We start from the raw sequence: 22,230 nt of genomic DNA, 5'->3' as shown, positions 1-22,230 counted from the left end.
TCACTTCCGCTGATGCGGTAGCGGGATCGACAACACGTCCCAATCGCTACCAGCAAATAGTTTCGATAGGTAAACAATCTGACCGACGTGATAGCCGTAATGCGACACTTGTCGCTCAATCGCATCGATCACAGAGTGGGCTTCTCCGCGAATCATGACATTTTTCCCTAAGTCCTCTGGTTTCAGGTCTGCCAAGACGTCGTCCAAAAGCTGCCAGCGATCGTCCCACACTTGCATGAGTTCGTCCCGGGACAGTTGTTGGTCCTCGAACTCGGCGTCGCGATTACGGTCCGGCTTCTCACCGTCCGTCGTCAGGAAGTCGTTCCAGCGCGACTTCATGTTGTTCGCCATGTGCTGGATGATGAGGGCGAGGGAGAGCGTATCGGGCGCAAGCGTCTTGTGCAGGTCCTCGTCACTCACTTGGACGAGTGCGCGCTCGGCGAGTTGTTTTTGGCTTTTGAACGTGGCACGTACGGTATCGAGATATTGCGTTTCAAACATGAGAAATCCTCCTTTAGTATGTAAGCTATTTGTTTATACCCCATCATCGATCTTCTCAATGATAACTACGAAAAAAGCGTAGGATCCAATATCCCACGCTTTCGTTTACGCATGTTCCAACCGAAAATCTTCCCAATGCGTCCGGGCCTGATTCCGGATCCGCTCCGATACTTCCTTACTGCTGAGGAGAATCCCGTACCAGCGACGCGCGTCCTCATAATAGTCGAGCGCGGCGGAAAGGTCGGCGATTCGCAACATGAGCTGGTCATACGGCAGCCCGGTCCGAATCGGGTCCGTATACGCCTCTTGCACCTCGTTATATTTATCGAGCGTCCGCTGCATCCATTCCTTCTCAGACGCCGTATCTCCCATCAACCGATACATCCAGACGATTCGCATCCCGAGCATGGCGACGACGGACGGTTTTTGTCCGCTCAACTGGGCCGTCATGACGGCGAACTTATATAAGAGGATGACATGCTCGTTCGTGCGGTCGCCTTTTAAGACGTCCGGGTTCACTTGTTTGAAGTAGTGCGTCTCGAGTGCCTCCCGGTTATGCTTTCGCACCTTGTCGAACGAGTCATGGAAGACGAGGTGACAGTGGTCGCAGACGGTCGGTTCATACAAATACGGGTTCGGTCCGTCATACGTCGTATAGCCGTCCTTTTCGACCTCGAGCGGTCGGATGTGACGTGATAAGACACGCTGGGCCTTGCTTTCCTGTAAACAATACGGACATTTGACTTTCTTTAAAAACAAATGCTCTGCCATCTCGACACCTCACACATAGACGTTGACGAGCAATCCGCGAATCTCACCGACCTGGTCGAGGAGGGAGAGGCGAGAGGCCTCCCCGGAGATGACCTGGTCCGTCAGCGCGAGGAGCTTCTGGTCGACTTGTTCGACGACCTTATAGATTTTCGCGCGTCCACGGCGGTTGAACCCGCGTTTGTCCTCGAGGCGGAGTGCCGCGTCAACGGCCTCTTTCATAAAGTCTTTGATCATTTTCTTATAATCGGCGAGCGCCTCGACCGTCTGGCTCTCGGCGAGTAGCTCTCCTTGTTCCTGGATTGCGGCGATTTGGCGATGGAACCGCTCGTGTTCACGGTCTTCACGCTTTTGACCGATGACGTTTTGGAAGGAGACGCCGGGTTCGACCTCGGGGCGTTTCGCCTTACTTGAGCCGAGGAGCGATTGCGTCTCCATGATGCGACGAATGTCCATATGGGCAACCGTCCTTTCTTTAGGTTAGTTCAATAATTGTAACACGCCTTGCGGCAACGCGTTCGACTGCGCAATCATCGCCATGCCGGACTGATTCAGGATGTTTAGGCGGGCGAAGTCCATCATTTCACGCGCCATGTCGGCATCACGGATCCGTGACTCAGACGCCGTCAAGTTCTCTGAACCGATGGCGACGACGCTGACGTTCGCCTCGAGACGGTTTTGGATCGCCCCGAGCTTCGAGCGTTCGAGTGACACTCGGTTGATCGCCGCATCGAACTTCGCGATCGCTTCTCCCGCTTTGTCCGGCGTCAATACGCTGAGGGAGTAATAAGTTTCAGAAGCTGTCGCTTGATCATTGTCATGGTCGACGGGAGATAACGCTCCGCCGCCCGCTGTCGTCGTCGTGATGCCGAGCGCGTGCGCCCGCATGTCTTCGACGTTCAAGATGACAGCCTCGTTATTGCCGGCCCCGATTTGGAAGAATAGCGTATTGGCGCCCTGCATGTATTCCCCGTTCATGATTTTCTTCGAGTTGAACTCGGTCGTCTCGGCGATTCGTGTCACTTCTTCCGTCAAGGCGTTGATCTCTTCCTGGACGGCTTTCGCATCGTCCTCGCTGAGCGTCCCGTTCGCCGCCTGGACTGACAGTTCACGCATGCGTTGGAGGAGGGAATGCGTCTCGTTCATCCCACCTTCGAGCGTCTGGGTGAGCGAGATGCCGTCGAGCGTGTTGCGTTCGGCCATCGACAGCGAGTCGAGTCGCATCCGCATCTTCTCGGAAATGGCGAGCCCCGCCGCGTCATCCGACGCTTTGTTGATCCGGACCCCGCTCGAGAGGCGGTCCATCGTCTTTTTCATCGACGCCTGGTTCAACGAGAGCGATGTATAGGCTTTTAACGCTTGGACGTTATTGGTAATTTTCATAGCGGTTTCCTCCAGTCGGGACAGGTTGGGTCTTGGCACGTTCCATCGCTTCGCTCCACGTCTTGTCGAGGTCGCTTGCGAGCGTATGTAGTTCGGCGATCTTTTGTTGATCCTGGTCGATGATCGCCTCGACGCTGGCGTTCGCCATATAGAGATAGATTTCATCGAGTTGCGCCGCGATGATGCCGCCGCCGTCGTGAAGTCCTTGATGGAGCTTGACCAACAGCTCGCGAGCTTGGCGCAGGTGACGATTCCGTTCGGCGATCGTCGAGACTTGGGCGCGTTCATAGTGATACGTGAGCGCGTGTAACATCGCCTGTGTCAGTTCTTCAGGCCTCATTTCATATAACTGGGTTGGGTTCATCTTGGTTCTCCTTTAATGGAATCGAGTTCTTCTATTAACAGCAACACTTCCGCCATCACGTCATAGAGCTGCGGGGGGATGGCGTCCCCTAAGTCGAGGTCGAGCAGGTGTCCGAGCAAGGAATGGTCGTTCTCGACCGCAACTCCTCGGGCTCGTGCCTCTTGTAGAATCTTTTCAGCGACGGCTCCCGTCCCGCGGGCGACGACGACGGGCGCTTTGTCCGTCGATTCGTCATAGCGGACGACCGCGGCCGTCTTTCGTTTCGTCAAATCCATGCGTTGGTACATCGCGGCCTCCTAAATTCTGAAATCATAGCCGGTCGTCGGTGCGATCTTAGGCTCATCGACGACACGTTCAGCTTTCGTGAGTGGTTTGAACTGGGTCGTCACACTCTTATAACCGATCGTCTCGAGCGTCTGTTCGATCTTGCCGAGGAGCGGGCGTGCGAGTCGTTCGACCGTCGCATCGTCATGTTCGAGCGTGAGGCGGAGGTTCCGGTCTTTCGCCTCGAGTTTGACGCCGATCTCGCCGAGGCGAGGCGTCTCTAAACGGATATAGAGGACGCTGTTCTCCCAGTCGACGACGTCGCCGGCCTCCCGGTTTTGGATATGGACGTGGATCCCGGTGTCGATCTCCTGCACTTTCGCCGGAAGGGCGAACAGGAGCTGGTGGAGCTGCCCGCCATCGAGGCGGTTGAGCGTCTGTTGGACCTGAAGGAACGAGGCAAGTCGCTGCGCCTCGGGGTTCGTCGTGTCACTTCGTACCGACAGCGCGGACGTCGGCGTGTTGTTCGCCTGTGCGAGTTGGGCCTGTGCTTGGACGCGTTGCGTCACTTCCTGGACGTGTCGACCGGACAGTGTCGCGTCAAGTTTCAGTGGCGTGACGCCCGGCATCTCTCCGGCGCGTGTCGCACCGTGAGGGATATACTCGATCCGTGCCTGGTTCGGTGCGTAACGGAAGTCGTTTAACGTCGCTCGCACGTCTTTGACGAGCGCCGCGCTCTCCTGCGGTTTCGTCGAGAGTAACGACAAGGCGAGGTCGAGTTTCGCGGTCATGGAGACGAGTTGTTTCTCTTGCGTCACATCCGTATGCAGGAGCGCATCCGTCTTTTGGACGAGTTGCGTCAAGCGGGTCGAGACGGTCTCGAGCGCGGGGCGGGCCGCATGTGGGTTCGTCTCGATAAGTGCGGCGACTTGTCCGAGTTGTTTCGTCACCGTCGCCTGTTCATTCCGGAACGTGTTCGTCACGTTCGCGAGATGGCTCGTCACTTCCTTGACCATGACTTGGCGCCCGTTGACCGGTGGGAGCGGCAACGGTTCGGTGCGCTCCATCTTCGGTGGGGTAGGCAAGTCGCGAATCACTCGATCGACCGTCTCCGGCGTCGGCGTCACCCGTTCGCTCACGGGACGTGACAAGTTGACGAGTTCGACGTATCGCTCTTTTTGTGGATACGGCGCGTCCGGTGAGGGTGGTGTGAGGAGCTGTCTCGCTTCATTTAAGGAGAGGACGGCGATCTCTCGTGCGACCTCTCGGGGGACGGTCGGAGTGTCGAGCGTCTTCAGATGAAGGATGACGTCGCGCATGTCTCCTTTAAAGGCTGTCTCGAGCAGGCGCACCGTGTCCTCGTTCATCGGCAAGCGCCCGGACTGGAGCAGTCGGCTGACCGCGCTTCGCACTTCGGGTGGAAGGGCGGCGAGGAGCGTCTGGATCTTCGCGTCGAGCTTTGACGATGCAGGTGGTGCGGGTTCAAGCGTCTCTTCCTTTTGTGGAACGACGGTCGCGAGCAAGACGCCGTCCTGTTCGGCAAGCGTCACCTGGAACGGGTTCGTCTTCGGGAGCCCGTCTTTGAATGTGACCTCGACTTCTTCGCCGTTGATCTTGACGATTGCGGAGTCGGGCCCTGTCTGTTTGACGAGTTCGGCCTTATAGGTCCGATTCGTCTGGATGCCTGGTAAGACCGAACTGACGGCGGTCGCTTGGGCTTGAATTTGCATGTTTGTCACCTCGACCATAATATCGACCTCTTTTTCAAAAAATGAAGCGAAACAAACGAAAAAAACCTCCCGTCTTTTCGACGGAAGGTGTGTCATGATTCAAGCGCGGGGCTCGCGTTCAATTGTTGGAACCGGGCGACGAGTTCACCTGTCGCTTTCAGTTGGTTCCGAAGGACGTACGGTGTCGCGTTCGTCTGGATTTGGTGTCCATCTTTTGTGAGGACGAGGCCGTTTGGCTCCTCCTCGATGTTCAGTATGTCTCGAATATGGGACCAGGCATACCATTCACAATCGTCTCGCTTCGGAGACTTCGTCGGGAAGAAGACGAGTCCGGTTGTCGGTTCGATCACGACAGGGACTTTCCCTTTTACGCCGGCGACGCGTTTGGCGATGAAGATTCGTTCCTCGATCGAGCTGTTGTACTGGCGGCAAGAAAGTTGCAACAACTGGTACGGCCGGAGCGGGGTTGAAATCTCGGTGCCATCCTCGAGAATGATCCGTGACTGCTTCATGATATCAAAGCAAGGGAGAATCGCCACGGTTCGCTTTGTGATGCGATATTTTTCCTCAGAATAGTAGGAGCGCATACGCTGCACCATCCTCCTCGTATAAGATTTTCAGGATCGGCTAAATGACAAAACGGCACAAACCTAAATCATCCCTTCAATGATATATCACAAAAAATGTAAATTCAACAAGACAATATGAAAAGTAGGGAAATAGAATTCCAATGAAAGCCAAATGACGAAACGTTTACAAATATTTGAGAAAGTGTTTGTCACGCTTACAAGAAGGTGGTAAGATTAGCCGTAGAGGACAACCCTCTGTATTCTCCAATGGTGAAAGGAATGGATTTACACATGGTAGGTAAAGTAAAATGGTTTAACTCAGAAAAAGGTTTTGGATTCATCGAAGTAGAAGGCGGCAAAGACGTGTTCGTACACTTCTCAGCAATCCAATCTGAAGGCTACAAATCACTTGACGAAGGTCAAGACGTAGAGTTTGAAATCGTTGATGGCGAGCGTGGCCCACAAGCGGCTAACGTTGTAAAATTATAATTTCAAACCGTGAAGCCGGCTCCCTCGGGAGTCGGCTTTTTATTTTGCCTACATAATAAAAAAACGCGTTTAAAAATGGGTGGAATGGGTATTTTCTTTCTATACCTTTCGCTCGTTCTAGGGAGCGTTGAATTCGGAACAAAATTGTCATTATTTTCTGATGATAACGTTTTCAAACATAGCGATTTCGGGGTATAATATTAGTGAACCACCTGGTTCCACTTTCTTTTTAGAAATGAAGCAGGAGATTCCGTCTCGTTCGACGAATCATTGGTTCAAGCGGTTATTTTAAGGAGGAGTTCAGATGATTTATAACATTCGCGGCGAAAACATTGAGGTCACACCAGCAATCAAAGACTATGTCGAGAAAAAGCTGGAGAAGTTGACTCGGTATTTCACAACTCCTACGGATGCACAGACGGCTTACGTCAACTTAAAAGTGTATAACGAGAAACAAAAAGTGGAAGTGACGATCCCGATGCCGAACTTGTTGCTCCGTGCCGAGGACATCAACCTCGACATGTACGCGGCAATCGACCTCGTCGTCGATAAATTGGAACGTCAAATCCGTAAACACAAAACGAAGCTCAACCGTAAAGGACGCGGGAAAGAAGGTGGCGTCGGCGAGTACTTCAAGTCCCTCGAAGGACCTGATGATGCACCGGCCGTCTACGATGAGGACGAGGCAGAACTCGAACTCGTACGGACGAAACGCTTCACATTGAAACCGATGGACACGGAAGAGGCGATTCTTCAAATGGACATGCTCGGTCACAGCTTCTTCGTCTTCTCTGACGCGGAAACGGGCAACACGAACGTCGTCTACCGTCGTAAAGATGGGAAGTATGGCTTGATCGAACCAGAATAATATACTTGACCTTACACGACCCTCCGGCTTCGGAGGGTCGTTTCGTTTTGCCTTTCCTTGAAAGGTGGCACCACTTCGGTTAAACTGTACATTAGGGAAAAAACATGCATTTTTTAGTGAGTGCAGAGGAGATATGAGTATGGCGAACTTTTTGAAAGAGTTATTTGCTCCACAGAAACGAGTATTGAAAAAAGCAGAGAAAGCGGCCGACTTGATCGAGTCGTTCGCCGAACCAATCAAAGCATTGTCAGACGAACAGCTTCAAGCGAAGACAGAAGAGTTTCGTGCACGCTTAGACAAAGGTGAGACGCTCGACGACATCTTGCCAGAAGCGTTCGCGGTCTGTCGCGAGGCATCTGAGCGTGTGCTCGGCATGCGTCACTATCGTGTCCAGCTCATCGGGGGCTACGTGCTCCATAACGGTGACATCGCCGAAATGAAAACCGGTGAAGGGAAAACGCTCGTCGCGACACTTCCGGTCTACTTGAACGCGCTCACGGGCCGTGGCGTACACGTCGTAACGGTCAACGAATACTTGGCGAAGCGAGATAAAGAACTCATGGAGCCGCTCTATTTCGCACTCGGTCTCTCGGTTGGCCTCAACGTGTCGAACATGGACCGTGTCGAGAAGCAGGCGGCCTACAATTGTGATATCACGTACTCGACGAACAACGAGCTCGGGTTCGACTACCTCCGTGACAACATGGTCCTTTATAAGGAAGACCGTGTGCAGCGTGAGCTCTACTATACGATCGTCGATGAAGTCGACTCGATTCTCGTCGATGAGGCGCGTACCCCGCTCATCATCTCGGGATCAGCTCAAAAATCGACAGAGCTTTACACACGTGCGGATGCATTCGTTCGTACGTTAAAAGAGGAAGACGATTACACGGTCGATATCAAGACGAAATCGGTCCTCTTGACGGACCAAGGGGTCGACCTCGCCGAGAAGTTCTTCGGCATCGACAACTTGTTCGCCATCGAGCACGTCGCAGTCAACCACCACGTCGGGCTCGCCCTTCGTGCGAACGCGGTCATGCATCATGACATCGACTATATGGTACGTGACGGACAAGTCATGATCATCGATCAGTTTACCGGTCGTGTCATGGACGGACGTCGCTACTCGGAAGGTCTTCACCAGGCAATCGAGGCGAAAGAAGGCGTCGAAATTCAACGCGAATCGATGACGCTCGCGACGATCACGTATCAGAACTACTTCCGTATGTACGAGAAGCTTGCCGGGATGACCGGTACGGCGAAGACAGAGGAAGAAGAGTTCCGTAACATTTACAACATGCAAGTCGTGACGATCCCGACGAACAAACCGATTCTTCGTGAGGACCGTTCGGACCTCATCTTCAAATCGATGGAAGGGAAGTTCAAAGCCGTCGTCGAGGAAATCGCATCGGTCCATGCGACAGGTCAGCCGATCCTCGTCGGTACGGTCGCTGTCGAAACGTCTGAATACTTGAGCAAGCTCTTGACGAAGAAGAAGATTCGTCACGACGTCTTGAACGCGAAGAACCACGCGCGTGAGGCGGAAATCATCGAGAACGCCGGTCAAAAAGGTTCGGTCACGATCGCGACGAACATGGCGGGTCGTGGTACCGACATCAAGCTCGGTGAAGGTGTCGTCGACCTCGGTGGTCTCTATATCATCGGGACAGAGCGTCACGAGTCACGCCGGATCGATAACCAGCTCCGTGGTCGTTCAGGTCGTCAAGGGGACCCGGGTAAATCCCAGTTCTACTTGTCACTCGAAGATGAACTCATGCGTCGCTTCGGAACGGACAGCCTCCAGAATATGATGGAGCGTCTCGGGATGGATGACACGCAACCGATTGAGAGCCGCATGGTATCGAAAGCGGTCGAATCGGCTCAAAAACGCGTCGAAGGTAACAACTATGACGCGCGTAAACAGCTTCTCGGTTACGATAACGTTATGGCCGACCAACGGAAGGTCATGTATAAAGACCGCTCGAGCATCCTCGAGAACGAGTCGGTCACGGATATCGTCCGTTCGATGATGGCACAGACGGTCGAACTCGGAGTCGGTCAATACACGCCGATCGAACTCGTACCGGAAGAGTGGAACATCGACGAGCTCGCGCACTGGGCGAACCAGACGCTCGCGCTCGAACGAGCGGTCGAAGGCAAAGACTTCTTCGGCAAAGAACGCGAAGAGATCATCGAACTCCTTATGGAGCGCGTGAACGAGCAGTACGAGGCGAAACGTCAACTCGCACCGCCTGAGCGCTTCAACGAGTTCGAGAAGATTATCGTGCTCCGTGCCGTCGACTCGCACTGGATGTCTCACATCGACCACATGGATCAGTTGCGTCAAGGGATTCATCTCCGTGCATATGGACAGAACGACCCGCTCCGCGAGTATCAGGCGGAAGGGATCAACATGTTCGATGCGATGAACGCAGCCATCTCAGAAGAAGTGACAGGCTTCGTGCTCCGTGCCGAAGTCGGGGACAACCTCCGACGCGAGAAAGTCGTCGAAGAGGAAGTCGCCGTCTCAGGCAAGGAAGATGCACCGGTTAAGAAGAAACCGGTCCGTCGTTCGAAAGAAGACAGCATCGGCCGGAACGATCCGTGCTGGTGTGGCTCTGGTAAGAAGTTCAAGAACTGTCACGGTAGACAACAGGCTTAATTATTGAAGAGGCGGGTCCGCTCGCCTCTTTCCTACGGAAAGGTGAATCAACACTATGGAAATTTCAGATATTCGGAACGAACTTGAGGCAATGGCGAAGCGCCTCGAGAATTACAGAGCTTCGCTCAACTTAACGGAGAAAGAAGCACGCATCGCCGAACTCGAGAACGAGATGACATACCCTGATTTTTGGGACAACCAAGAGAAGGCACAGAAAGTCATCGATGAGTCGAACGGTCTCAAAGCGATGGTCGACAAGTACCAAGACCTCGCGACGCAGCATGAGGACGGCGAAGTGACGCTTGAACTCATCAAGGAAGAGCCGGATGCAGAGATGCAAGAAGAGCTCGCAGAGACGATTCAATCGCTCAAGAAAGAGTTCGACGACTTCGAGCTTGAGATCCTCTTGAACGGACCGTACGATGCGAACAACGCGATCTTGGAATTACACCCGGGTGCGGGCGGTACCGAGTCACAAGACTGGGCATCGATGCTCCTTCGGATGTATCAGCGTTTCGCAGACAAGCAAGGTTGGAAAGTCGAGACGGTCGATTACCTTCCTGGTGAAGAAGCAGGCGTCAAATCGGTCACGCTCCGCATCGTCGGTCATAACGCATACGGTTACTTGAAGGCGGAGAAAGGGATTCACCGTTTGGTCCGCATCTCGCCGTTCGACTCGTCAGGCCGTCGTCATACGTCGTTCGTGTCATGTGACGTCATGCCAGAATTCGATGACGATATCGAAATCGAAGTGCGCACAGAAGACCTCCGCATCGACACGTACCGCGCGTCAGGTGCCGGCGGACAGCACATCAACACGACGGACTCTGCCGTTCGGATCACGCACGTGCCGACAGGCGTCGTCGTCTCATGTCAGACAGAACGTTCACAGATCAAGAACCGTGAGTCTGCGATGAAGATGTTGAAAGCGAAATTGTACCAACGCGAACTCGACGAGCAACAACGTAAGCTCGACGAGATCCGTGGAGAGAAGACGGACATCGGTTGGGGTAGCCAAATCCGTTCATACGTCTTCCACCCGTATTCGATGGTCAAAGACCACCGTACAAACCATGAGGTCGGAAACACAAGTGGTGTCATGGATGGCGATGTCATGCCATTCATCGATGCATATCTTCGTAAAACAAATATGTGATGCATGTGGCTCAAAGACTCCCGTCTTTGGGCCACGTTGTCTGTAAAGGAGAATTTCTTTAATGAAGCAAATCGTCAAAGACTATCTGTATTTGTTGTCCGGCTCGGTGTTCGTCGCCTCGGCCTTCAGCTTATTCCTGTTGCCGAACAATCTCGCGTCGGGCGGGGTGAGCGGGATCTCGGTCATCACGTATGAACTGTTCGGCATCTCGCCGGGGGCGTTCCAGCTCGTGGCGAACGTGTTGCTGCTCATCATCGGGTGGGCCATCCTCGGTCTCGGCTTCGGGGTGAAGTCACTCGTCGGCTCGATCTTTTTACCAGGCGTCATCCTATTCTATGAGGCGATCGATGCGGGAGCTGCCGTGAACGACACGTTACTCGCCGCCATCTTTGGTGGAGTCGGAGTCGGAGTCGGGCTCGGACTCATCTTCCGGGGGCGTGCCTCGACAGGAGGGATGGACTTGATCGCGCAGATCTTACATAAGTTCACGCACATCCCGCTCTATCTTTGTATCGCCATCCTTGACGGCATGGTCGTCTTGACGGCCGCCATCACGTTCTCGTTCTCGACCGGGCTCTATGCACTTATCGCGTTATTCATCACGGTCAAGATGATCGACTTCGTCCAGCTCGGGTTCACGCAGGACAAGATGGCGTATATCATCTCGGAGAAACGGGACTTCATCGTGCGTGCCGTGTTTGAAGAGCTCGACCGTGGCGCGACGGAGATTCAGGCGATCGGTGCGTATTCTCGTCTCGACCGTCCGATGCTCATGATTGTCGTCCGTCAGAGCGAGGTGAGCCGACTGAAAGAAATCATTCGTCGAATCGACCCCGAGGCGTTCCTCGTCTTCAGCGAGGCGCACGAGGTGCTCGGACAAGGGTTCACGTCGGACAAACGTTATATTAACGTGCCATAAGTTGTGGAATCTTTGTGTACTTTTCGTGAGATTAGGTTAGAAAGCATACGTTAACGGCTATAATGGTAAATGTAGGTCATTTCTACAACTTAGGAGGGGAACGTGGTTATGAAAAAATGGATGATGGCCATCGGCCTCGGCGCCATGCTGACACTCGGCGCATGTGGCGGCGGTGAAGAAGAAGACACATCGAGCAACGGGGATTCGGGCTCGAACACGGCATCGGTTGACGCGGAAGCGGTATACGCACAAAACTGTGCGGCTTGTCACGGTGCGAACCTTGAAGGAATGAGTGGTCCGTCACTCGAGCAAGTCGGTGCTCGTTTGTCGGCAGAAGAAATTGAAAACGTCATCCGTAACGGTCAAGGCGCGATGCCTGCGAACGTCCTCGAAGACGATGAAGAGATCACGGCAGTCGCCGCTTGGCTCGCTGAGAAAAAATAAGATAGGGAAGCGCGGAGTGAACATTCACCTCGTGCTTTTTTGTTTGGGGTGTTATTCCTTGGGGAATTATTGTTAGGGTAATGGTAGATGTTATGGAAATGGAGTGATGACAATTGAAGACGAAGTTGATTGACTGGCCGACTTTTATCGGCTCGTTTGTACTACTGTTAGGGGTGACGTTACCGCTCATCTTCTTCCCGGAGACGGGAAAGGCATGGGTTGGAGCGGCGAACGAATACATGACCTCTAACTTTGGAGTATTGTACTTAGCCATGGGGTTAGGCGCGTTCGGATTTTTGATCTTTATTGCCTTTAGTAAGAATGGTCACATCAAGTTAGGTCGTGAAGATGAAGAACCCGAATTTAGTACGTTCTCGTGGGCGGCGATGTTGTTTGCTGCCGGAATCGGGTCTAGTATCCTCTATTGGTCGGTCATTGAATGGGTCTACTATTATGAAGGACCGCCGTTCGGGTTGACACCCGAGTCACCTGAAGCCATCCAGTGGTCGACGGCTTACGGCATGTTCCACTGGGGACCGATTGCCTGGGCAATCTATACGTTACCGGCATTGCCGATCGCCTATTTCTTCTATGTCCGTAAGAAATCAGTATTGAAAGTAAGTGAGGCGGTACGTCCGGTAATCGGGAAATGGGCGGACGGCCCAATCGGTAAATTGATTGATATCTTATTTATTTTTGGATTATTAGGTGGTGCCGGGACGACGCTCGCTCTCGGGACACCGATGATTGCCGAAGGGGTCAACGAACTGACAGGTATTCCGGTCACGCTTGGTATGCAGGCCGTCATCATGTTGATTTGTACCGTCATCTTCGCCGTCAGCTCATATATCGGGCTGAAAGGCGGGATCAAAGTGCTCAGTGACTTGAATATTTGGCTCGCGCTTGGGATTTTGACGTTCGTCTTCATCTTTGGACCGACGCGTTTCATTTTGGAGACAACATTCAACGGAGTCGGGATCGTCATGGACAACTTCTTCCGCATGGCGACATGGATGGAGCCGTTCGGTGACTTCGGTGGTTTCACGACGACCGGATTCCCTGAATCATGGACCGTCTTTTACTGGGCTTGGTGGCTCGTATATGCACCGTTCGTCGGATTGTTCGTCGCCCGTATCTCTCGCGGCCGGACGATTCGGAATATGATCTTTGGGACGATGGTGTACGGGACGCTCGGTTGTATCCTGTTCTTCGGGATACTCGGGAACTATGGTCTCTACCTCCACTTGAGCGGCACGTTCGATGTCGTCGGTTACATGGCGGCGAACGGTCCGGCTCCGACGATTATTGCCATCATCAGTCAATTGCCGTTCGGGAAGGTCGTTGTCGGCGTATTCACACTTCTCGCCATCATCTTCTTGGCGACGACGTTCGACTCATCGTCTTACATCTTGGCGTCAGTCACACAGAAGCATGTCGAGGACGAGCCAATCGTTTGGAACCGTCTCTTCTGGGCATTCGCACTCGCCATCATGCCTCTTACGCTCATGTTCCTCGGTGGACTTGATACGTTACAGACGGCAAGTATCGTCGGTGGGTTCCCGTTAATCTTTATCATGTTCCTCCTGGCGTGGTCGTTCGTCCGGGTGTCGAGTCGGGACATTCGTGCCTCCGATGATTATGAGTCTTCGACGATTCATATCAAATATCGGAAGCGGAAAAAATCTCCGTTTGATGCATTGAAAGAAAAACCACATGACTAACATTTGACGATATCGTGAAGGGTGTTCCTACGGGAGCACCCTTTTTGAAGTTCAGTTTCAACTTTTTCTTACATATAGAGAAGGCAAGGTTCTTGGCGACATTTTCCCACCGAACTCAATCGAACTGAAATACTCCTGTAATGGTCTTTTAAAAGTTGGATTGATATAATTGTAGTCGCTTCAACTATGCCCTAGATGATTTTTTGACCAGGCGAACATGAAAAACGATACCTTGACAGGGGGAGTTGTTTCCTGTAAAAAAGACTCTAGGCGAAATATACAGTAACTAAAACAATTGATTCAACTTCGTCATAGATGCATGCAAATATTAAAAAAAGGGTAGGGAATACGTTATGATCTCGATGCAAAAAGTCAGTAAAGTATATCCAAACGGCGTCGTTGCCATGGATGACCTCGATCTAGAGATTCGCGACGGCGAGTTCCTTTATGTGGTCGGACCTTCCGGAGCCGGAAAGTCGACATTCATGAAGATGATTTATCGTGAGGAGAAACCGACAGCCGGTCAATTATTGATTGATGGGCTCGATGTCGGAAAATTAAAAGACCGGCATGTGCCGAAGTTACGTCGCCAACTCGGCGTCATCTTCCAAGACTTCAAATTGTTGCCGACACTCACTGTCTATGAGAACGTCGCGTTCGCGTTAGAAGTCGTCGGAGCAGACACGTCGTCGATTCGTAAACAAGTCATGGATGTGTTGAACCTTGTCGGATTGAAAAACAAGGCGCGCAACTATCCGGATGAACTCTCAGGTGGGGAACAGCAACGTGTCTCGATCGCTCGAGCGATCGTGAACAAGCCGAAGCTGATCATCGCCGATGAGCCGACGGGGAACTTAGACCCGGAAACGGCATGGGGCATTATGGAAGTGTTTGAAGAAATTCACCGCCGCGGGGCGACAATCGTCATGGCAACGCACAACCGTGACATCGTCGATAAGATTCGTCATCGCGTCATCGCGATTGAGAGTGGTAAAGTAGTTCGCGATGAAGAGAAAGGAGCATATGGCTATGATGTTTAAGACTGGATTGCGCCATTTGCGTGAAGGGTTCAAAGGAACACTTCGTAATGGATGGATGTCGTTCGCGGCAATCAGTGCCGTGACCATCACTTTGTTGCTTGTCGGTGTCTTCGCACTCGTCATGTTCAACGTCAACGAGATCTCAGACAACGTCGAGAACGATGTCGAGATTCAAGTGTTCATCACCCGGACAGCGGATGAGAACTCGGTAGAGAAGCTCGGACAGAACATTGAACAGGTACCGGGAGTCTCGACGGTCACGTTCAGCTCGAAAGAGGATGAGTTACAGAAATTCCAAACTCAACTCGGGGATGATGCGGCAGCATACGGAACAGTTGAGAAAGACAATCCGCTCCACGCCCGTTACATCGTCAAAGCACAAGACCCGACAGAACTAGAGAAAGTGGCCGAATCGGTCAGTTCACTCGATAATGTCGACGATGTGAAGTACGGAAAAGACTACATCGATAAAATGTTTGCCTTCTTCAACGGGATTCGCATCGGTGGACTCGCGTTGATCGTCGGATTGACATTGATGGCGATGTTCTTGATCTCGAATACGATCAAGATGACAATCTTCTCACGTCGTCGTGAGATTGAAATCATGCGACTCGTCGGAGCGAAGAACAGCTTTATCCGCTGGCCGTTCTTTATCGAAGGACTGCTTCTCGGTATGCTTGGTGCTCTCGTCCCGATTCTCGTCATTTATTTCGGATATGACGTCGCATATAGTGCTTTACAACCATCGCTTGATCAATTGAATAGTGATATATTTAAGTTGATTGATCCATCGACGCTCACGGTACAAGTATCGCTCGTCTTACTTGCACTCGGTGCGTTCATCGGGATCTGGGGATCGACGACATCGCTCGGTCGCTTCTTGAAAATCTAACTTAAATAAGGAGGAGTTGGCGGATGAAACGTTCGCTTGCGCTAGGGTTGTGTGTATCGTTACTTGCCATGCCAGTCATGGCGACAGAGAAAGACACGTTAAAAGCTCGACAAAATCGATTGTCCAATGAATTGGAGGAGTCGAAAAAAGCGCAGGCCGAGACAGACGCCGAGCTCGAGGTCACCGAGGCAGAGCGTGATGCCGTGCAGACGGAGATTCACGTCGTCGATGACCGATTGAATGATTTGAGTGAACAAATCGCGATTCAACAACACGAGGTCGATACGGCCCGTGAAGAGCTCGAGGCGACCCGCCAACAACTTTCAGTACAGGAAGAGTACTTAGAAAGCCAGAAGGATTTATTGAATGAGCGCCTTCGCGTCTTGCAAGTACATGAAGATACTTCCTATCTACAAGTCATTTTTGAGTCCCGTTCCTTCGGTGATTTCGTGACACGGGTCATGACGGCCCGCACGATCGCTGAGCAGGACCGGGAGCTCATACATAACTATATGAGTGAGATGGAACGCTTGGAGTCGTTAGAGACGACTCAGCGCACCCAACTCTCTTTCATCAAACAAAAAGAGCGTGAACTCGTCATCACGAAACAAGACCTTGACCGGACGGCCGAGAAGAAGCGCGATTTGTTGGTCGAACTGAACGAACAAGTCGAGCAACTCGAACTCGAGAAAATGACGCGCAGTGAAGAGCAGGCGGTCATGGCCGAACAGAACCGGATTATCAGCGAACAGCTCGAGGCAATCGCAACGGCAGAACGCGAAGCCGCCGAGGCTGCAGAACGCGCGAAACGGGAAGCTGAGGCACGTGCTGCGGAAGAGCGGGCGCGCGCCGAAGCAGAGAAACGGGAAGCGGAGACAGAGGTCGTAGTACCTGAAGTGGCTCCACCGCCAGCACAGCCGGCTGAAACGCCGACGAATGTGTCCACGTCGACTGGATTTGTCCGCCCCGTGTCCGGTTACGTCTCGAGCCCGTTCGGACCGCGGAACAATCCGCTGACAGGTGTCCCTGAGATCCATAAGGGGATCGACCTCGTCAACGCCCAAGGGACACCGATTGTCGCGAGCGCACCGGGTGTGGTCATCAAGGCGGCACCGGCGACCGGGTATGGGAACGTCGTTTTCGTCTCTCACGTCATGAACGGGGAGATTTGGACGACCGTCTACGCCCATCTGAATGCCATTACGGTCGGCGCCGGTCAACAAGTCGCGGCTGGACAGACGGTCGGGACGCTCGGCAACACCGGCTGGTCGACCGGACCGCACCTCCACTTTGAGTTACATCGAGGAAAATGGGCACCGGGACAACCGAATGCGATTGACCCAGCCTCGTATATTGGATACTGACTAAAGCGGACGCGTCCCAAATATGTGGAACGCGTCCGCTTTTCCTCTCGTTTTTGCTATACTAATGAAAAGACTTACAAAGAGAAATGAGGGACCAACCCGTGAAAAATTCAACCGCAGGACTACTCGCTGGCACAACGTTCGTGGCTGGGGCCGGTGCAGGCCTTGCGACGATGGCGTTTACAGACACATCACTTCCGATTCAGACGAATGCGGAAGGCTGGGATAAAGTCGACCAAGTGCGTGATTTGATTGAGGAACATTCGTTACAAGACATCTCGGAAGAGGATTTATTGACAGGAGCGCTCGACGGCATGACCGCAGCACTCGATGACCCTTACTCGGATTTCTTGGACGCGGAAGAAACATCGCAATTTACTGACTCGATTGAATCGAGTTTTGAAGGAATCGGCGCAACTTTGGAGAAGAAAGGAGAAGACATCTTAATCGTCGCTCCGATCAAAGGCGCTCCAGCCGAGGAGGCGGGCCTTCGCCCCGGTGACATCATCACAGCGGTCGACGGGGAGTCGATCGAAGGAATGGATGTGCAGGAAGCCGTCCAACTCATCCGAGGGGAAAAAGGGACGACCGTCACATTGACGATTCGCCGTGGCAGTCAGACGGCGGACTATGAGATCACGCGTGACACGATTCCAATTGAGACGGTGTTCTCAGAAGTGAAGGAGCAGGACGGTAAAAAAATCGGCTATCTTCAAGTGACACAGTTCTCCGAACCGACGGCCGATGAGTTTCTTGAACAGCTCGATCAGCTCGAGTCAGAGGATATCGATAGCTTGATCATCGATGTGCGTGGGAACCCAGGTGGGCTCTTACCAGCCGTCATCGAGATGTCTGAAGGGTTCGTCCCGACATCAAAACCGGTCGTTCAAATCGAGAATGCGGACGGGGACCGTGACGCTCAAAATGGTCGCGCCCGCGAAGCGAAACCGTACAATCTTTTCGTCTTGACGGATGAGGGCTCTGCCTCGGCATCTGAGATTTTGACGGGTGCGATGAAAGAAGGGGCAGGCGCAACGATCATCGGAACGAAGACGTTCGGAAAAGGCGTCGTTCAGACGGCGTTCGATTTAGAGGACGGTAGCAACTTGAAGTTGACGACGAGCAAATGGCTCACGCCAGACGGGAACTGGATCAATAAAAAAGGAATCGAGCCGGATATTGAAGTGGCTCAACCAGATTACTTTAATGTGACCCGTGTCTTGACAGAAGAAGAGTCACTAAAAGTCGGCGATTACGGCGATGCCGTCTCGAACTTGCATAAAATTTTGACGGGAATCGGCTACGAGCCAGGTGGTCAACCGGGATACTTCGGAGACACGATGGCAGAAGCCGTGAAAGCATTCCAGACAGACAATGGTCTCGAGGCTTCAGGGACTGTCGATGAAGAGACCGCTTCGGCGCTCGAATCGAAGTTGCTCGAGGCGATTCAAGATGAGGCGAACGATGCCCAATTGAACCGAGCGCTCGAAGAAGCCGCAAAATAACGTTGAATGAAAGAAAGGATTGGACCGCGTGGAAGTTGTACGAATGAGTGTTACGGCTTTATTGACGTTGTTAGGTAGTCCGCTGTTTTGGGTGACGCTCGTCGCCCTTACATACATATCGATGACACGAGTCAAACGAGAACGAGCCATGTTTCGTTCGAGACGACGCTCGCCGAAGTCGGAATGGAAGCATTTCATCTGGCCAAGTCTTCTTCTAGCGGTCCTCGCATCAGCCGCGACGATCGTACTTGAGACGACCATCACGTTTGAGTGGGCCGTCTCGTTCACAGTGCTCTATACGCTAGTGGTGTTGACGATGCATCCGCGATTCTTCAATCCGGTGCTTCCGCTTCTCGTCTTGTTCGGGGTCGTCATGTTGCGCGATGTCGTCTCTTATGGGGCGCTCAGTGATTGGGTGATCGAGCTCGCTCGAGTCGATTGGACGGTCTATGCCCTCACGTTCGGGCTCGTCACGCTCGCGGAAGCGATCCTTTTACGCTGGAATGGACCAAAAGAGACGTCCCCGACACTGATCTTATCGAAACGCGGTCAGTTCATCGGGGGGCATGTCGTCAAACGGATTTGGTTTTTCCCGCTTGTCGTCTTCTTGCCACCGACGTTCGGTCTCGACTGGCCGATGGTTCCCATCATTCTTCCGATTCCAATCGGAGTCAGCTTGTTGTCGACCGGCGCATTGCCGGGAACGTTACTTGCACGATTGAGCAATTATCGCGCAGTACTCGCATTGATTGCTCTCGGTCTATTTGGTCTCTCGTATGTATGGGAGATTCCGTATGTCGACTATGCCGTGTTTGCCTTGTTCGTGCTATATGAGCTTGGGCTTCAGTGGATCAAACGAGAAAATCGTGGCACGACACCTGTCTTCATCAATGGAAATCGCGGGGCGGTCATCGTCGACACGCTTCCGAATTCACCGGGAGAGGCGATGCAACTCATCCCAGGTGAATCGATTTATAAAGTCAATGGAACAATCATCACGGGAGGGCATAGCTTTTACGAGGCGCTCCAGCAACATAAACCGTACATCAAGCTCGAAGTGCTGAATCTGAACGGGGACATCCGTTTCGTTCAGCGTGCGATGTATGAGACCGATCCACACGAACTCGGTATCTTGTTCGTCGGGGAGCCGACGAGTCCACGTGTCCGCCTCCGTAAATTGTAAGAGTATCCTAACGGGTACTCTTTTTTTGCATACGAAAAGGGCACCCGTGAGGATGCCCTTTCATCTTATACGTCAAGTTTTGATGGTTTGAATGCCATCGTTGCTTCGACGGCGTGTTGCCAACCTTTGTAGAGTGCTTCGCGATGAGACTCGTCCATGTTTGGCTCGAACTTCTTATCGAGTTTCCACTGCTCTTTGATCTCTGCTTGGTCTTTCCAAAAACCAACAGCGAGACCTGCCAAGTAAGCGGCACCGAGTGCAGTCGTTTCACTCACTTCCGGACGTTCAACCGGAACGTCGAGGATGTCCGATTGGAACTGCATGAGGAAGTTGTTGCTGACGGCTCCACCATCGACACGGAGTGTCTTCAAGTTGATACCTGAATCGTTCTCCATCGATGTGAGGACGTCACGCGTCTGATAAGCGAGTGACTCGATCGTCGCACGGACCAACTGTTCTTTCTCTGTTCCGCGTGTGAGGCCGAAGATGGCACCACGAACGTCAGAGTTCCAGTATGGTGCACCAAGACCAACGAAGGCTGGTACGACGTATACGCCTTCTGTCGATTCGATACGCGTCGCATATTGTTCTGAGTCTTTCGCTGATTTCAACATCCGTAATCCGTCACGGAGCCATTGGATTGCCGAACCGGCCACAAAGATTGAACCTTCGAGCGCATACTCAACTTTTCCGTTATAGCCCCATGCGATTGTCGTCAAAAGACCGTGATCCGATTTGACGGCTTCTTCTCCCGTATTCATGAGCATGAAGCAACCTGTACCGTACGTGTTCTTTCCTTCACCTTTTTCGAAGCATGTTTGACCGAACAAGGCAGCCTGTTGGTCACCAGCCGCGCCGGCGATTGGTACTTCGAATCCGAAGAAGTGATACGGGATCGTGTTTGCATATACTTCACTCGACGGCTTGACTTCAGGAAGCATTGATTTCGGTACCGTCAAGATTTCGAGTAACTCGTCATCCCACTTCTGTTCGTAAATGTTATACATGAGTGTACGTGATGCGTTCGAATAATCCGTTACGTGGGCTTTACCACCTGAGAGTTTCCAGATGAGCCATGTATCGATTGTTCCGAAGAGGAGTTCACCGTTTTCGGCTTTCTCACGAGCGCCTTCGACGTTATCCAAAATCCATTTCACTTTCGTACCTGAGAAGTAGGCATCGATGAGGAGACCTGTTTTGTCACGGACCATATCCGAGTGACCTGCTGCTTTTAGTTCTTCACAGATATCAGCAGTTTGACGTGATTGCCAAACGACCGCGTTGTAAACAGGGCGTCCTGTTTCTTTCTCCCAAACGACTGCTGTCTCACGTTGGTTCGTGATCCCGATTCCAGCGATTTCATTCGGATCGATATCCGCCGAACCGAACGCTTCCGCCATGACCGCGAGGACAGAACCCCAAATTTCATTGGCGTTATGCTCGACCCAGCCTGGTTTTGGGAAGTATTGTTTGAATTCGCGTTGTGCGACTGTGACAATTTTTCCATCATGATCAAAAATGATTGCCCGTGAACTTGTCGTTCCTTGGTCCAATGCTAGAATATAACGTTTTTCTTTCGCCATATGTGATTTCCTCCTTCAAAATTATGTGTTAAGGGACGAGAATGCCATATACGAGAGCGGCGATGACAGCACCGATAATCGGACCAACGACTGGAATCCATGAATAACCCCAATCAGATGAACCTTTTCCTTTAATCGGAAGAATGGCGTGTGCGATACGTGGCCCAAGGTCACGCGCTGGGTTGATCGCATATCCCGTCGTACCACCTAGTGAGAGACCGATTGAGACAATCAAGAAACCGACGATGAGCGGGTTAAGTCCATCTGCGAATGTGTTTGCCCCGAATGACAACAATGCAAAGACAAGGACGAATGTTCCGATAATCTCACCAATCAAGTTAGATGGTGTGTTGCGAATACCTGGTGCAGTAGAGAACGTTGCGAGTTTCAAACCTGGATCCTCCGTCGCATCGTAATGCGGCTTGTAGTGGACATACACCAAACATGCCCCAATGAACGCTCCGATAAACTGAGCAAGGATGTAGAGTGGGACATCGGCCCATGGGAATTCTCCTGCTGTCGCGAGACCAATCGTGACGGCAGGGTTGATGTGTGCGCCTCCGTAAATACCGGCTGCGTAGACCCCGACCATAACCGCGAGACCCCAACCCATTGTGATAACAATCCAGCCAGAGTTTTCCGCTTTGGAATGGCGGAGGACGACGCCGGCGACGACACCGTTACCGAGCAGAATCAATAGCATCGTACCGATAATTTCACTTACAAATGCTGACATGTGATACTCCCCTTTCTCCCTATGCAATTTGACTTACCACTTCATTATATGCCCAAAATGTAAGCGTTTTAAAACAGTGTTTTTCAAAA

At 52.3% G+C, this 22,230-nt stretch carries 22 protein-coding genes; 12 read left to right on the top strand and 10 right to left on the bottom strand.

Annotation, left to right across the window (positions count from 1 at the left end; all coding sequences use genetic code 11):
• From KNO87_RS00310 to KNO87_RS00275, 8 genes are all read right to left on the bottom strand, one after another.
• Complete coding sequence (locus KNO87_RS00310; RefSeq protein ID WP_214795393.1) at window positions 1-501, bottom strand: DUF1572 family protein; 501 nt, start codon at window positions 499-501, stop codon at window positions 1-3.
• A gap of 105 nt (window positions 502-606) precedes the next feature.
• Window positions 607-1,272 carry a DUF2225 domain-containing protein gene (locus tag KNO87_RS00305; protein WP_214795395.1) on the bottom strand — a complete coding sequence of 222 codons (666 nt, stop codon included), beginning with the start codon at window positions 1,270-1,272 and terminating at the stop codon, window positions 607-609.
• 9 nt (window positions 1,273-1,281) lie between these two features.
• On the bottom strand, window positions 1,282-1,725 hold the full coding sequence (locus KNO87_RS00300; RefSeq protein ID WP_214693607.1) for a YaaR family protein: 444 nt from the start codon (window positions 1,723-1,725) through the stop codon (window positions 1,282-1,284).
• Between the two features lie 24 nt (window positions 1,726-1,749).
• Window positions 1,750-2,652 carry a flagellin N-terminal helical domain-containing protein gene (locus KNO87_RS00295; protein WP_214795397.1) on the bottom strand — a complete coding sequence of 301 codons (903 nt, stop codon included), beginning with the start codon at window positions 2,650-2,652 and terminating at the stop codon, window positions 1,750-1,752.
• On the bottom strand, window positions 2,636-3,016 hold the full coding sequence (locus tag KNO87_RS00290) for a flagellar export chaperone FliS (protein WP_214795399.1): 381 nt from the start codon (window positions 3,014-3,016) through the stop codon (window positions 2,636-2,638). Before KNO87_RS00290 ends, KNO87_RS00295 begins: the two co-directional genes overlap by 17 nt.
• Window positions 3,013-3,303: an EscU/YscU/HrcU family type III secretion system export apparatus switch protein gene (locus tag KNO87_RS00285; RefSeq protein ID WP_074033686.1), complete on the bottom strand. Its 291-nt coding sequence runs from the start codon at window positions 3,301-3,303 to the stop codon at window positions 3,013-3,015. Before KNO87_RS00285 ends, KNO87_RS00290 begins: the two co-directional genes overlap by 4 nt.
• 9 nt (window positions 3,304-3,312) lie before the next feature.
• Complete coding sequence (locus KNO87_RS00280; protein ID WP_214795401.1) at window positions 3,313-5,028, bottom strand: hypothetical protein; 1,716 nt, start codon at window positions 5,026-5,028, stop codon at window positions 3,313-3,315.
• Window positions 5,029-5,102: 74 nt separating this feature from the next.
• Entirely contained in the window at window positions 5,103-5,597 is a 495-nt protein-coding gene (locus KNO87_RS00275) for a competence protein ComK (RefSeq protein ID WP_214745974.1), read from the bottom strand.
• A 273-nt stretch (window positions 5,598-5,870) separates the two neighbouring features.
• Between KNO87_RS00275 and cspD the strand changes: the two genes are divergently transcribed.
• The 12 genes from cspD to KNO87_RS00215 all read left to right on the top strand — a co-directional run bounded on the left by cspD (window position 5,871) and on the right by KNO87_RS00215 (window position 19,822).
• On the top strand, window positions 5,871-6,068 hold the full coding sequence (cspD, locus tag KNO87_RS00270; protein ID WP_012726946.1) for a cold-shock protein CspD: 198 nt from the start codon (window positions 5,871-5,873) through the stop codon (window positions 6,066-6,068).
• Window positions 6,069-6,372: 304 nt separating this feature from the next.
• Entirely contained in the window at window positions 6,373-6,936 is a 564-nt protein-coding gene (hpf, locus tag KNO87_RS00265; RefSeq protein WP_214687196.1) for a ribosome hibernation-promoting factor, HPF/YfiA family, read from the top strand.
• A 139-nt stretch (window positions 6,937-7,075) separates the two neighbouring features.
• The gene (gene secA / locus KNO87_RS00260) at window positions 7,076-9,598 is read left to right on the top strand and encodes a preprotein translocase subunit SecA (RefSeq protein WP_214795403.1); all 2,523 of its coding nucleotides are present in this window, start codon (window positions 7,076-7,078) and stop codon (window positions 9,596-9,598) included.
• 55 nt (window positions 9,599-9,653) lie between these two features.
• Window positions 9,654-10,754, top strand: a complete 1,101-nt coding sequence (gene prfB / locus KNO87_RS00255; RefSeq protein WP_214693596.1) for a peptide chain release factor 2 — start codon at window positions 9,654-9,656, stop codon at window positions 10,752-10,754.
• A gap of 61 nt (window positions 10,755-10,815) precedes the next feature.
• On the top strand, window positions 10,816-11,673 hold the full coding sequence (locus KNO87_RS00250) for a YitT family protein (RefSeq protein WP_214795405.1): 858 nt from the start codon (window positions 10,816-10,818) through the stop codon (window positions 11,671-11,673).
• A gap of 108 nt (window positions 11,674-11,781) precedes the next feature.
• The gene (gene cccB / locus KNO87_RS00245) at window positions 11,782-12,117 is read left to right on the top strand and encodes a cytochrome c551 (RefSeq protein WP_012726941.1); all 336 of its coding nucleotides are present in this window, start codon (window positions 11,782-11,784) and stop codon (window positions 12,115-12,117) included.
• Window positions 12,118-12,230: 113 nt separating this feature from the next.
• Window positions 12,231-13,838, top strand: a complete 1,608-nt coding sequence (locus tag KNO87_RS00240; protein WP_214795407.1) for a BCCT family transporter — start codon at window positions 12,231-12,233, stop codon at window positions 13,836-13,838.
• A 353-nt stretch (window positions 13,839-14,191) separates the two neighbouring features.
• A complete protein-coding gene (gene ftsE, locus KNO87_RS00235) occupies window positions 14,192-14,878 on the top strand; it encodes a cell division ATP-binding protein FtsE (protein WP_214795409.1) in 687 nt (228 codons plus the stop codon).
• The gene (gene ftsX / locus KNO87_RS00230; RefSeq protein WP_214795411.1) at window positions 14,868-15,770 is read left to right on the top strand and encodes a permease-like cell division protein FtsX; all 903 of its coding nucleotides are present in this window, start codon (window positions 14,868-14,870) and stop codon (window positions 15,768-15,770) included. Before ftsE ends, ftsX begins: the two co-directional genes overlap by 11 nt.
• A gap of 23 nt (window positions 15,771-15,793) precedes the next feature.
• The gene (locus KNO87_RS00225) at window positions 15,794-17,134 is read left to right on the top strand and encodes a murein hydrolase activator EnvC family protein (protein WP_214795413.1); all 1,341 of its coding nucleotides are present in this window, start codon (window positions 15,794-15,796) and stop codon (window positions 17,132-17,134) included.
• 101 nt (window positions 17,135-17,235) lie between these two features.
• Entirely contained in the window at window positions 17,236-18,639 is a 1,404-nt protein-coding gene (locus tag KNO87_RS00220; protein WP_214795416.1) for a S41 family peptidase, read from the top strand.
• A gap of 28 nt (window positions 18,640-18,667) precedes the next feature.
• Window positions 18,668-19,822 (top strand): PDZ domain-containing protein, encoded by a 1,155-nt coding sequence (locus tag KNO87_RS00215; RefSeq protein ID WP_353048756.1) that lies wholly within the window; start codon window positions 18,668-18,670, stop codon window positions 19,820-19,822.
• 65 nt (window positions 19,823-19,887) lie between these two features.
• Here the strand turns inward: KNO87_RS00215 and glpK are convergent, their stop codons facing one another.
• Window positions 19,888-21,405 carry a glycerol kinase GlpK gene (gene glpK / locus KNO87_RS00210; protein WP_214795420.1) on the bottom strand — a complete coding sequence of 506 codons (1,518 nt, stop codon included), beginning with the start codon at window positions 21,403-21,405 and terminating at the stop codon, window positions 19,888-19,890.
• A gap of 28 nt (window positions 21,406-21,433) precedes the next feature.
• On the bottom strand, window positions 21,434-22,141 hold the full coding sequence (locus KNO87_RS00205; protein ID WP_214795422.1) for an MIP/aquaporin family protein: 708 nt from the start codon (window positions 22,139-22,141) through the stop codon (window positions 21,434-21,436).
• Between the last annotated feature and the right edge of the window lie 89 nt (window positions 22,142-22,230).

Origin of the sequence: Exiguobacterium sp. s34 (genome assembly GCF_018617435.1) — a bacterium.
Classification (GTDB): domain Bacteria; phylum Bacillota; class Bacilli; order Exiguobacteriales; family Exiguobacteriaceae; genus Exiguobacterium; species Exiguobacterium aestuarii.
This window is presented reverse-complemented; position numbering and strand designations above follow the sequence as displayed.

Bases quoted from the DNA above. Each gene is read 5' to 3' on its own strand.
- glpK (WP_214795420.1), bottom strand. From the start codon at position 21,405: ATGGCGAAAGAAAAACGTTATATTCTAGCATTGGACCAAGGAACGACA.
- prfB (WP_214693596.1), top strand. From the start codon at position 9,654: ATGGAAATTTCAGATATTCGGAACGAACTTGAGGCAATGGCGAAGCGC.
- KNO87_RS00225 (WP_214795413.1), top strand. From the start codon at position 15,794: ATGAAACGTTCGCTTGCGCTAGGGTTGTGTGTATCGTTACTTGCCATG.
- KNO87_RS00295 (WP_214795397.1), bottom strand. From the start codon at position 2,652: ATGAAAATTACCAATAACGTCCAAGCGTTAAAAGCCTATACATCGCTC.
- KNO87_RS00285 (WP_074033686.1), bottom strand. From the start codon at position 3,303: ATGTACCAACGCATGGATTTGACGAAACGAAAGACGGCCGCGGTCGTC.
- cspD (WP_012726946.1), top strand. From the start codon at position 5,871: ATGGTAGGTAAAGTAAAATGGTTTAACTCAGAAAAAGGTTTTGGATTC.
- KNO87_RS00300 (WP_214693607.1), bottom strand. From the start codon at position 1,725: ATGGACATTCGTCGCATCATGGAGACGCAATCGCTCCTCGGCTCAAGT.
- secA (WP_214795403.1), top strand. From the start codon at position 7,076: ATGGCGAACTTTTTGAAAGAGTTATTTGCTCCACAGAAACGAGTATTG.
- ftsX (WP_214795411.1), top strand. From the start codon at position 14,868: ATGATGTTTAAGACTGGATTGCGCCATTTGCGTGAAGGGTTCAAAGGA.
- KNO87_RS00310 (WP_214795393.1), bottom strand. From the start codon at position 501: ATGTTTGAAACGCAATATCTCGATACCGTACGTGCCACGTTCAAAAGC.
- KNO87_RS00205 (WP_214795422.1), bottom strand. From the start codon at position 22,141: ATGTCAGCATTTGTAAGTGAAATTATCGGTACGATGCTATTGATTCTG.
- KNO87_RS00250 (WP_214795405.1), top strand. From the start codon at position 10,816: ATGAAGCAAATCGTCAAAGACTATCTGTATTTGTTGTCCGGCTCGGTG.
- KNO87_RS00280 (WP_214795401.1), bottom strand. From the start codon at position 5,028: ATGGTCGAGGTGACAAACATGCAAATTCAAGCCCAAGCGACCGCCGTC.
- cccB (WP_012726941.1), top strand. From the start codon at position 11,782: ATGAAAAAATGGATGATGGCCATCGGCCTCGGCGCCATGCTGACACTC.
- KNO87_RS00290 (WP_214795399.1), bottom strand. From the start codon at position 3,016: ATGAACCCAACCCAGTTATATGAAATGAGGCCTGAAGAACTGACACAG.
- KNO87_RS00275 (WP_214745974.1), bottom strand. From the start codon at position 5,597: ATGCGCTCCTACTATTCTGAGGAAAAATATCGCATCACAAAGCGAACC.
- KNO87_RS00305 (WP_214795395.1), bottom strand. From the start codon at position 1,272: ATGGCAGAGCATTTGTTTTTAAAGAAAGTCAAATGTCCGTATTGTTTA.
- ftsE (WP_214795409.1), top strand. From the start codon at position 14,192: ATGATCTCGATGCAAAAAGTCAGTAAAGTATATCCAAACGGCGTCGTT.
- hpf (WP_214687196.1), top strand. From the start codon at position 6,373: ATGATTTATAACATTCGCGGCGAAAACATTGAGGTCACACCAGCAATC.